The sequence below is a fragment of the Actinoplanes sp. ATCC 53533 genome (genome assembly GCF_003947245.1).
In genome coordinates this window covers 1-9,602 of the sequence record NZ_QHHV01000171.1, presented here as the reverse complement: position 1 = coordinate 9,602, position 9,602 = coordinate 1, and the positions used below count along the sequence as shown (strand labels likewise).

General features: G+C 74.2%; 8 protein-coding genes and 1 pseudogene. 1 reads left to right on the top strand and 8 read right to left on the bottom strand.

The features are described from left to right. Nucleotides 1–282 (top strand): annotated as a pseudogene (locus DMB66_RS43140) (uridine kinase); the annotation flags it as partial. Between the two features lie 239 nt (nucleotides 283–521). Here DMB66_RS43140 and DMB66_RS43135 read toward each other — a convergent pair. From DMB66_RS43135 to DMB66_RS43100, 8 genes are all read right to left on the bottom strand, one after another. After that, nucleotides 522–875 (bottom strand): hypothetical protein, encoded by a 354-nt coding sequence (locus DMB66_RS43135; RefSeq protein ID WP_125809907.1) that lies wholly within the window; start codon nucleotides 873–875, stop codon nucleotides 522–524. A gap of 45 nt (nucleotides 876–920) precedes the next feature. After that, nucleotides 921–1,799: a hypothetical protein gene (locus DMB66_RS43130; RefSeq protein WP_125809906.1), complete on the bottom strand. Its 879-nt coding sequence runs from the start codon at nucleotides 1,797–1,799 to the stop codon at nucleotides 921–923. Between the two features lie 232 nt (nucleotides 1,800–2,031). Next, on the bottom strand, nucleotides 2,032–2,682 hold the full coding sequence (locus DMB66_RS43125; protein WP_125809905.1) for a class I SAM-dependent methyltransferase: 651 nt from the start codon (nucleotides 2,680–2,682) through the stop codon (nucleotides 2,032–2,034). Between the two features lie 69 nt (nucleotides 2,683–2,751). Next, nucleotides 2,752–3,513: a cellulose binding domain-containing protein gene (locus DMB66_RS43120; RefSeq protein WP_125809904.1), complete on the bottom strand. Its 762-nt coding sequence runs from the start codon at nucleotides 3,511–3,513 to the stop codon at nucleotides 2,752–2,754. A 55-nt stretch (nucleotides 3,514–3,568) separates the two neighbouring features. Then, nucleotides 3,569–3,940 (bottom strand): DUF742 domain-containing protein, encoded by a 372-nt coding sequence (locus DMB66_RS43115; protein ID WP_158647556.1) that lies wholly within the window; start codon nucleotides 3,938–3,940, stop codon nucleotides 3,569–3,571. Continuing rightward, on the bottom strand, nucleotides 3,937–5,634 hold the full coding sequence (locus tag DMB66_RS43110; RefSeq protein WP_125809903.1) for a nitrate- and nitrite sensing domain-containing protein: 1,698 nt from the start codon (nucleotides 5,632–5,634) through the stop codon (nucleotides 3,937–3,939). The genes DMB66_RS43115 and DMB66_RS43110 overlap by 4 nt, the downstream gene beginning before the upstream one ends. Then, nucleotides 5,631–8,138, bottom strand: a complete 2,508-nt coding sequence (locus DMB66_RS43105) for a LuxR C-terminal-related transcriptional regulator (RefSeq protein WP_125809902.1) — start codon at nucleotides 8,136–8,138, stop codon at nucleotides 5,631–5,633. The genes DMB66_RS43110 and DMB66_RS43105 overlap by 4 nt, the downstream gene beginning before the upstream one ends. Continuing rightward, on the bottom strand, nucleotides 8,135–9,190 hold the full coding sequence (locus DMB66_RS43100; RefSeq protein ID WP_125809901.1) for a hypothetical protein: 1,056 nt from the start codon (nucleotides 9,188–9,190) through the stop codon (nucleotides 8,135–8,137). Before DMB66_RS43100 ends, DMB66_RS43105 begins: the two co-directional genes overlap by 4 nt. Nucleotides 9,191–9,602 lie beyond the last annotated feature (412 nt).

The following is a 9,602-nucleotide window of genomic DNA, read 5'->3' as shown; positions in this document are numbered from 1 at the left end:
ACCGCGCTCCCCGGGACTGTCCTGATCGTTGACGGGCTCTTCCTGCACCGCGACGAGATCGTCGATGCCTGGGACCTGTCCGTGTTCCTGGATGTCCCGTTCAGCGTGACCGCGAACCGAATGGCGAGCCGGGACGGCACGAACCCCGATCCCGGGCATCCCAGCATGCGACGTTACGTCGAGGCCCAACGCATCTACTTCAACGCCTGCGCACCACGTCAACGCGCCGACATCCTGATCGACAACCGAGACCTCAGCACTCCTCGAATCCGCCGCGGATGACGAACACATCCCTGCGGTGGTCGGCCCGGCCCGTTGAGCATGGTTCGGGCACTCGCCCGGCAAGAACGAGCACCCGCGTCAATCGCTGCTCTCTGACGCGCTCGCCCCGTTCCGCCGAGGACCCACCGAAGCCGCGCTGCAACGCCTACCGGCACCAACGCCGGCCGAACACCGGTAACCAGCCACGAACGCGGACCGGTCAGCGCCTACTGGCTCGCCCGCCTCTTCGCCGGCCTACGTCATGAAGCATGCGCAGACGGATGCTGCCGCACAACGGCAGCATCGGGAACACGACCGGCGGCCAGCAGAGCGCCCAGCTCGCCCAGCAGCGCCTCAAGGTCGTCCAAACCGGTCAGGTCGTAGTGCTTACTGATCACTTGTTCATCGGCGACGCGGACGGCATCGAGCTCCGCCTCCCCGCTGATCCAGATCAGCACGTCACCCATCCAGGTCGCCGACTCGAACTCACCGACGACCACCGGCTTGCCGTGGTTCGGCGCGACCGGGCGGATCCGCCATTCGAGGCCCAGCCGCTCCCAGGCCTCGGCCCGAGCCGCCACGGCCGACCCCAGCGCATCGAGCGGGAAGTTCACGGTCGGCACTATCGCACGGCAACCACCCCGATTCCAGGGCAACCCCTACCGAGGAGCCGGAAGTTCCCGCAGTTGGCCGACCGAATGGGAGTAGCGACTCGGATCGTCGATGAACCCCTTGGGAGGTACGATCCCGACCCAGGACGGCAGGGCGAACAACACAGCCAGGTCCCCGTCGGCGATCGCCACCTCATTGAAACGGAAGTCTCGAAGCTGCGACAGCCGAGGCAGCGGCGCCAGCGACCCGATCACGCCCGCGTTGATCAAGCGCAGGTCACGCAGGTGCCGCATGCCGGCCAGATCATCAAGATCCAGATTGTTGTCAGCGGGCATTCGGCGAGGACCGCACAACCACAGCCGTTCCATGGCCGCCAGGCCCCGCAGCGGCGCCAGCGACGGCACCCGGTAGTCGAGCACCTCAAGCTCCCGCAGATCCGAACAACCCTCAATGCCGTCGAGGCGCAGCCTCCCGGGCCGACCGTCGAGTCGTAGCCACACCAGCCTCGGCTTGTCCCCGAGAAACGACACGTCCGCTCCACGCCATCCAGCGAGGTACAGCCACTGCAATCCGGGCAATCCGCGAATGCCGGTGAGATCCTCGCGCGCGTCGACGGCGAGGTCGTGCAACCGGTGCAGCCGATCGACCGCTAGCGGTACCTTCGACCGAGTCAGCAACGTCAGGTGCTCCAGCGATTCGATCGCGTTCACCGCAGAGTCATCCGTTACTGATCCCTGAACACTGAGGTACCGAAGGCCCGGTAGCGGGAGCAGGAACTCAAGCGAGGCGTGCTTGACCCCACGCGGAATCCGGTAATGAACGCCGTCATGCCGGCCGGCGACGTACCGCTCCGCGGCGGCGTCGGACCACGGGCCATCGATATCCGGCGCCCAGTGCAACGTCCGATAGTCCCGGTGATCCTTCACGTCACCGCGTCTCCTTCCGCCACCGACTCAGCGACCGCGGGCCATCATCCCAGGACGACACCGACCTGGGTCGGCCACGACCCGCCGCCGCGCCGCCGATCATGCCGGGACGCAACTCGGGTCCTCGAACCTTCGGCAGCATGGCGCAAGTCCAACGTGACCGTCAGCGACTGCCTGAGCGCGGACGCCGGCGGTTCGGATGCCGGTTCCGGGGAGATGGCCCTTCTCTGAACTACCGGTGGGGTCTGCGGCGAGCGAAGAGAATCGCTTGCGCGGCTTCGCCGTCCGGGTTGAGCAGCATCTGGGCTTCGATCTCGAATCCGGCATCATGGAGCCAGGCGGCCACCTCGCCCGGCTGACGGCGGTGGACATGGACCTTCATCGGGTGCCCGCCGTAGCCTTGGGTCTTCAATTGCGACTCCTGGCCGACGTGGAACAGCAGCTGCAGTGGTCCGCCGGGGCGCAGGGCTGTGTGGAAGTGCTCGAGCACGGTCGGCATGTCGTCATCGGGTATGTGGATCAGCGACTGCCAGGCGAGCAGGCCGGCGACTGAGCCGGCGGGAAGGTCCAGGTCCGTCATCGACCTCACTTCGAACCGGAGGTGGGGGTGGTCGCGTCGGGCTACGTCGATCATTCCAGGAGACAGGTCGACACCGAAGGCGTCGACACCGAGCTCGTGCAGGTAGGCGGTGACGTGTCCGGGGCCGCAGCCGATATCCGCCACTGGGCCGCCGCCTGCGGCCCGCACGCTTTCGGCGAACAGGGCCAGAGCCGTGCGTAGGTATTGGAGCCCGCCGATGGCGTCGCGCACCTGGTCGGCGTAGCTGACGGCGACCGTGTCGTAGGAGGTTCGGGTGTCGGTCAACCAGTCGTCCGTGTTCATGACCGGCACGGTAATTCATGATCAGGTGGTGACGGTCCGCTCGCCGGCGCGGCGTTTCTCCCTCGACGGTCAGTCCTCGCAGCGGTTGCCGTCGATGCGGCAATCCTGCGGGGTCGCGTCGATCAGCGTCGCGCCGTTCACCTCGAAGGTCAGCTCGACCGTGCCGCCCGCCGGCACCAGGGCGGTCGTGGGGTTCGGCGTGAAGCTCCACACCGGGCCGTCCCGCGTCGTGGTCGCCCCGCTGACCCCGGAGACCAGCAGCGTCGAGCGGGGGAGCGTCACCGTCAGAGCCCATCCGTTCCGGGGGGCCGTCCCGGGGTTGGCCACCGTGACCGTCATCTGGTAGCCGAGCAGCCCGGCCGTGGTCGACGATGTGCGGTACGAGGCCGTCAGCGGCACCTGAGCGTTCTCGGTGATCGGAGCCGTGGCGGCCGGTGACGGCGCCGGCTTGGTCGCCGCCGTGGCGGGTGTCGTCTTGACGATGGTCAGCGTCGTGGTCGGGCCGGGCGGGGCGGGAGTGGCCGACCCGGCGCCGCTCGGCTCGGCCGGCCGGGACCGCGGGCCGGGCAGCGCGGCCGCCCGGTCGGGTGGCGTGCCGGGGCCACCGGGCGTACGCACCAGCACCACGACCAGCAGGGCGGTGCCCGCCACCGCGGCCAGCACCCCGGTGAGCAGCAGGTACCGTCCGGCGCCGCGGCGCCCGCCGGCCTCGCGGACCTTGGGGGTGGGCGTCGGGATGGCGTTGACGGCGGCGGACAGCCGCAACACCGCGTCGAGGAGCACCACGACCAGCGACCGCCGTGGCCGTGGCCGCGGTTGAGCGTCGTTCATCTCTCGCCTTCGTTCGTCGGAGCCGGCAGTGCGACAGAGTCCGGAAGCGTGGGCCTCACAACGAGCGCAGTCCGGTGAGGAGCCGTTGCAGCACGGGGAGCGACGATCCGCGCTTGTCCTCGGCCGGGCGGCTGGTGCGGACGAGTCCGGCCGCGTGCAGTTCGCCGAGCAGCAGCCGGGTCGGCCCGAGCGACAGGCCCAGGCGCACCGCGATCTCGGGCAGCGCGATCGGCCGCCGGGTCAGCCGCAGCACCGCCTGCTGATCGGCCGACAGCCCGGGCGGGGCGGCGACGTCGGGCACGCAGTGGATGAGCGTGCCCAGCTCGATATCGTCGCGCGGCACCGGGGCCCGGCCGCCGACCCGCGCGTACAGCCGGACCAGGGGGCCGGCGTCCTCGTCGTACCACACCACGTCGGAGATCGTCACGGATTCATCACCGCTTCCAGGTCGCCGAGCGTCGGCTCGTCGTCGGCCGCCGGCTGCGCCGGGCTGAGCAGTGCGGCCGGGACGGTCACCTCGGCGGTCAAGCCGCCGTCGGCCCCGTTCCGCAGCGCCACCGCGATGCCGTGGCGGGCGGCGAACCGGCCCACCGCGTACAGGCCCCACCAGGTGCCGCCGGCCGGCGGGCCCGGGTCGGCCATCACCTCGGCCGCGGTGACCAGGTCGTCGGTGTCCATCCCCGGCCCGACGTCGGTCACCGTGATGCGATAGCCGGGCTCCTGGCGCGAGCCGGTCACCCGGACCCGGGAATCCGCCGGCGCGAACGTCGTCGCGTTCTCGATCAGCTCGGCCAGCAGGTGCATCAGGTCGGTCACGGCTTCCCCGTCCAGCAGGACCGGCTCGACGTGGGAGGTGGCGACCCGGCCGTACTCGCTGATCTCGGACGCGGCGCCCCGCACCACCTCGCCGACCGGGACCGGCCGGCGCCAGCGGCGGCCCGGCGTGCCGCCGGTCAGGGTGATCGACTTCTCCAGGTTGCGGCGGATCCGGTTGGCCAGGTGGTCGGCCCGGAACAGGTCGCCCAGCGTCTCGTCGTCCGACTCCCGCCGAGCCAGCGTGTCGAGCAGCCGCAATTGCCGGTGCAGCAGGCTCTGGTTCCGCCGATCGAGGTCGCGCAGCAGCGGCTCGAGCCGGGGCAGCACGCCGTCGGCCGCCCGGTCGGCGGCCGGCCGGCGTTCCCCGCCGGGAATGGTCGCCCGGTTGCCCCACCGGCGCGCCATCACGAGTACGGCGATGACCGCGATCATCCCCACCCCGCCGACCACCCCGGCCCGCACGACCGTCACGACCGCGTGCCCGGTGGCCGCGTCCGCCGCCGCCCGGGTCCCGCTCGTCTGCAGCTCCCAGAGCCCGGTGTTGACCTGGTTGTACGCCGCGGACCAGGCCGGCGCGCCGCCGGTGCCGGCGATCAGCTGGTCCTCGGCCGTGGTGAGCCGGGTGTCGGCGGCGAGGCTTCGGTATCGTGCCGCCGAGGAGGCGGGCAGGTCGCCGCCGGCCGCCGCGAACAGGCTGCGCCGCGCCCCGGCCAGCGTGGAGAGCCGCACCCGGTCGGCGTCGGTGAGCTTCGCCCGGCCGGCCACCGCCGCCAGGTGCGCGTCCTGCTCGGCCAGCAGCTCGCGGGAGCGGCTCAGCGCGGACAGGCCGCCGGCCGAGCCGGCCAGCTGGTCGGGATGGACCGTCGGCGTGCGCATCCCGGCCGGGTCGATCAGCGCGGTGTACGAGTCGACCGCCCGGCTGTGGGTGAGCTGCCCGCCGTCCACCGCGGCCCGCACGGCGGCCAGCCGGCCGGTGCGGTTGAGCAGGTCGTCGGCCTGCCGGGTGGCGTCCGAAGCGGCCAGCCACCCGATCCAGCTGTCCCGGACGGTCCGGAGCTCCCGCCGGGCCTGGTCGGTCCGGGCCCGCTGGGCGGCCGGCTCCGGGCCTGCCGGCGAGTCGCCCGCCGACAGCCGGCGCTCGGTCTCCAGCGCCAGCACCAGCGCGCCGATCGGCCGGCCGAGGTGGTCCGCTGTGATCCGGGCCGACATCACCCGCACCGCCTCGGTGAGGGCCGGCGCGGCGGCCGCCACCCAGAGCGCGACCAGCAGGGCCAGCCCGGTGACCACCTTCGTCCGCGTGCTCATCGCTCGTCCCCCGGACCGATCAGGGCGCGCAGCCGGGTCAGCAGGGCCTGCCGGTCGGCGACGCCGAGACGCTGCCGGATCCGGGCCATGTGATGCTCCACGGTCTTGGCCGAGAGGTAGAGCCGCTCGGCCACCTGCTTGTAGGTGAGCCCGTCCAGGACCAGGGCGGCGACCTCACGCTCCCGTTCGCTGAGCAGGTGCGGGGTGCCCTCGGCGGCGCGCGAGCGGGCGCTCGCGGCCGGGGTGGGCTCGTGCGGCCCGGCGATCCGCTCCTGCATCGCGCGGGCGCACTCGAGCAGCAGGGTCATGGCCTTGCGGTCGGCGGTCCGGATCGCCGCCTGGCCCGCCAGCCGGGCGCCGTCGCCGACCAGGCCGAGCCCGCTCAGCCCGCGGGCCGCGGCGATCACCGCGTCCGGGTCGGCCGCGTCGGTCAGGACGTCGACCCATTGCCCGGCGGCGTCCGCGACCGCGTCCGCGTACGGGCTGAAACCGCGCAGGCCCGCCAGGGCCCGCGCGTGCCGCGCCGCCGCGTCGTGGTCCTCGCCGAGGACCGCGGCGTGCAACCGGCTCCAGTGCAGCGGCGCACTCCACAGCGGCGGGTCGCCCAGCGCGGACAGCAGCAGGTCGGCCTCGGCCAGCTGTCCGGCGACCCGATGCTGCTCGCCGAGCCGGGCCGCGGCCACCGCGAGTTCGCCCAGCGGCAGCAGGGTGAACAGGTCCACCGGCTGGCCGATCAGCGCGTGGCAGGCGTCCGGCCAGGCACTGCGCAGGCCGACCAGGTCGCTGGCCCGCCGGCTCAGCCCGACCCGCAGCGCCGAGGCGAACAACCGGTCGCGCCCGTGCCGACCGGGACGGAGCGCCGCCTGCGCCTCGCCGATCCGCCCGCGCGCCAGCAGCACCCAGGCCTGCAGGAGCCGGTGCCGGTCGGCCAGCAGCGTGCCGCCGGTCGCCGCGCGCACCGCGCGGGTCAGCAGCGCGTCGGCGGCGTCCAGCTCGGCGCTGTGCAGGGCGACGGTCGCGCCGAGGGCGGCCGGGCTGTCCGGCAGCAGCACGGTCGAGCCCGCCGGCTCGATCATCGTCGCCGCCTGTACCAGCGTGGACAGCGCCGTGGCCGGGGTGCCGCCGACCGATTCGGCCATGCCGCGGGCCATCAGCGCCGCGGTGGCGCTGAGCAGGCTCGGCGGCTCGCCGGCGGCTGACATGTCCAGGGCCCGCGCGTCTGCCGGCCGTCCGGTGCCGATCAGGCCGACCGCGCCGAAGCCGGCCGCGACCGCGGACGGCGACCACCGGTAGAGGGCGGCGGCCTGGGCGGTCTGCCCGCGCTGGGTGAGCACGGCCGCCGCGACGTACGCCGCCTCGGCCCGCTGCTCGGGCGTGCCCGCCGCCAGGGCCTGATCGGCCAGCCGGGACGCCTCGTCGAGGTCCCCGGCGAGCGCCGTGGCCAGCGCCCGGCGGGCGGCCGTGGTGCGGCCCGCGCCGGCCGCCGCCGCGAACAACCGGGCCGCCAGCTCCGGATCGTCGCCCAGCGCTTCCTCGCCGGCGGCCTCGTAGGCCTTGCCGAGCCCGGTGCCGGCGGCGCCCGGCACCAGCGCGCCCGCGCTGTCGCCGTCCGCCCCCAGCAGGGCCCGGACCAGCGACAGCACCGGCCCGCCCCGGGCCAGCTGCAGGCCGGCCAGCCGCTGCCGCACGTCGATCCGGTGGCCGATCGGGCCGAGCGCGGCGATCGCCTGCCGGGCCAGCGGCACGAGCGCGCCGTTGGCGGCCAGCAACCCGGTCGCCCGCCCGGCGTCGACCAGGCCGGCGACCGTCTCGGCGTCCCGCTCCAGCAGCGCCGCGACGAGGTCGAAGGAGAGCCCGGCGCCGGCCTCCACGGCCAGCAGCAGGGTGCGCAGGTCGGCGTCGAGCTCGTCGAGGTCGGTCGCGAACGCGCTGAGCGCGGCGACCGGCACCCGGCGCGCGGCGGCGTCGGCCGGGGTGAGCGCGTCGGCCACCCGGGCGACGTAGCGCGGCACCCCGCCGGTCTGGGCGGCCACGAAGGCGACCAGGTCGGCGGGCGGGTCCGGGACGGCCGCGGCCAGCCGGTCCCGGATCTGCCCGGCGGTCAGCGCGGCCAGGTGCACCGGGCGCCGCGCCCGGCGCAGCACGTCGATCAGGTCCGGCAGGCCGGCCGGGCGCGGCCACGGACGGTACGCGACGACGATGCGGGCGTCCGGCCGTTCGGCGTACGCGCGCAGCTCGTCGAGCCGGGACGGGTGCAGCCGGTGCGCGTCGTCGGCCAGCAGCACCTGGTCGCCGGGGGCGTCGACCGGCCGCCACGGGGTGACCACCGTGACCCCGGCCCGCTGCCAGGCCCCGGCCAGCTCCCGCAGCAGCGCGGTCTTGCCGAAGCCGCCCGGCGCGCCGACCACCGCCTGCAGCGGCGCGAGCGGGTCGGCGGTGACCTGGGCGAGCAGGTCGGCGGCGGGAGAGCCGGCCATCGGCCCGGTCATCGTCGGCGCGCTCATCGGCCGTCCACCCGCACCGCGGCGACGTCGACCGGCGGTCGCGGGGGCCGATCCGGGGTGCGGCCGTCCCGGGCGATCTCCGGCCAGGAGCCGGTCGGCAGGCTGGCCAGATCCGACAGCTCGGGTGCGATCGCGGCGGCCGTGGCGGCCGGCGGGGGAGCGGGCCGCCGCACCTGCGGCCGGACCGCGAGCGCGGCTCCGGCGGCCACCGTCATCGGCGGATCGGGATCGCGCAGCACCGGCACGGGGAAGGCAGCGAACAGCGAATCGGACACATAGGAATATACGTCCTCGGAGCCGCCGGCGATCAGCACCGCGGAAAGATCGCCCCGGGCGACCCCGCAGGCACTCAGGGTGTGCAGGGCGAGGTCCACGGTGGACTGGATGACCGCCCGGGCGGCGGCCGGCGTCGCGTCCCGCAGGTCGAAGCCGCTGACGTCGGTCGACTCGGCGGAGCCGAGCAACTCGAGCCGGCCCGGGCCGTGCGACCCGACGACCGAGACCTCGCAGGTCGAGCCGCCGATCCGGTAGACCAGCAGCATCCCGCCGGCGGCCGGCACCCGGCCCGCCGCCTGGTGGCTCTCCACCACCGCGCGGGCCCGGGTGACCAGCGCGGTCTGCGCCAGGTCGGCCTCGCCGAGCGCCGAGTGCACCAGGTGCAGCCGCCCGTTGCCCCAGCCCGACGGGTATGCCAGGGCGATCCGCTCGGGTGGCTCGTCGAGCTGCTGCCAGACCCGGTCGACCACCCAGCGGGCCAGGGCGGCGACCAGGCCGTGCGCCGGGAAGTAGTCGCCGCCGAACAGCATCGGCAGGCTGTCGCCGACCCGGTGCAGATAGCCGCCCACCGAGGTCGCGGCCGGCGCCCGGCCGAAGTCCGCGGGCACCACATCGCCCTCCGGGGTCATCGCCAGCCCCGAGCTGACCGTGCGCGAACGGAGACCGAGCGTCACCGGCTGAGCCGGGCCCCAGCCCGGACGGGGCCCGTCGGTGCGCCGGCAGACGGCGGCCTTGGTGGCGCCGGCGCCGATGTCGATCCCCAGGACATAGGGCACGTGGTCACTCCTCCATCATCGACGGCCGGGAAGGTCCACATGTTCGTACCAGAAGGCGGCGCGCGGATCGTCCCCCAAAAAACCGGGCCGCCGAATCCCCTAACCCCCTAACGCCCGTCCGCTGAGGACCACCGATCGGCCACGGTGCGACCGGGGGCACCGACCCCGATGCCCGCGCCGGACGTCCACCGTACGGTTTGCCTGCGGTGCCGGACCCCGGCGCCGCTCACCCGACGCAAGCCCGGCTTGAAGGAGCCTCATGGACTCGTCCCCGACGTTGCAGGATTTCGTCCTCAACCTGATCTACGACCCGGCGGCCCGCTCGGCCTTCGAGGTCGCCCGGACGTCCGCGCTGCACGCGGCCGGCCGTCGGCGACATCACCGCGGCCGACGTGCAGCAGGTGATCCCGCT

Excerpts from the sequence above, each read along its gene's own strand:
- DMB66_RS43125 (WP_125809905.1), bottom strand. The coding sequence starts at position 2,682 with ATGAACACGGACGACTGGTTGACCGACACCCGAACCTCCTACGACACG.
- DMB66_RS43120 (WP_125809904.1), bottom strand. The coding sequence starts at position 3,513 with ATGAACGACGCTCAACCGCGGCCACGGCCACGGCGGTCGCTGGTCGTG.
- DMB66_RS43110 (WP_125809903.1), bottom strand. The coding sequence starts at position 5,634 with ATGAGCACGCGGACGAAGGTGGTCACCGGGCTGGCCCTGCTGGTCGCG.
- DMB66_RS43105 (WP_125809902.1), bottom strand. The coding sequence starts at position 8,138 with ATGAGCGCGCCGACGATGACCGGGCCGATGGCCGGCTCTCCCGCCGCC.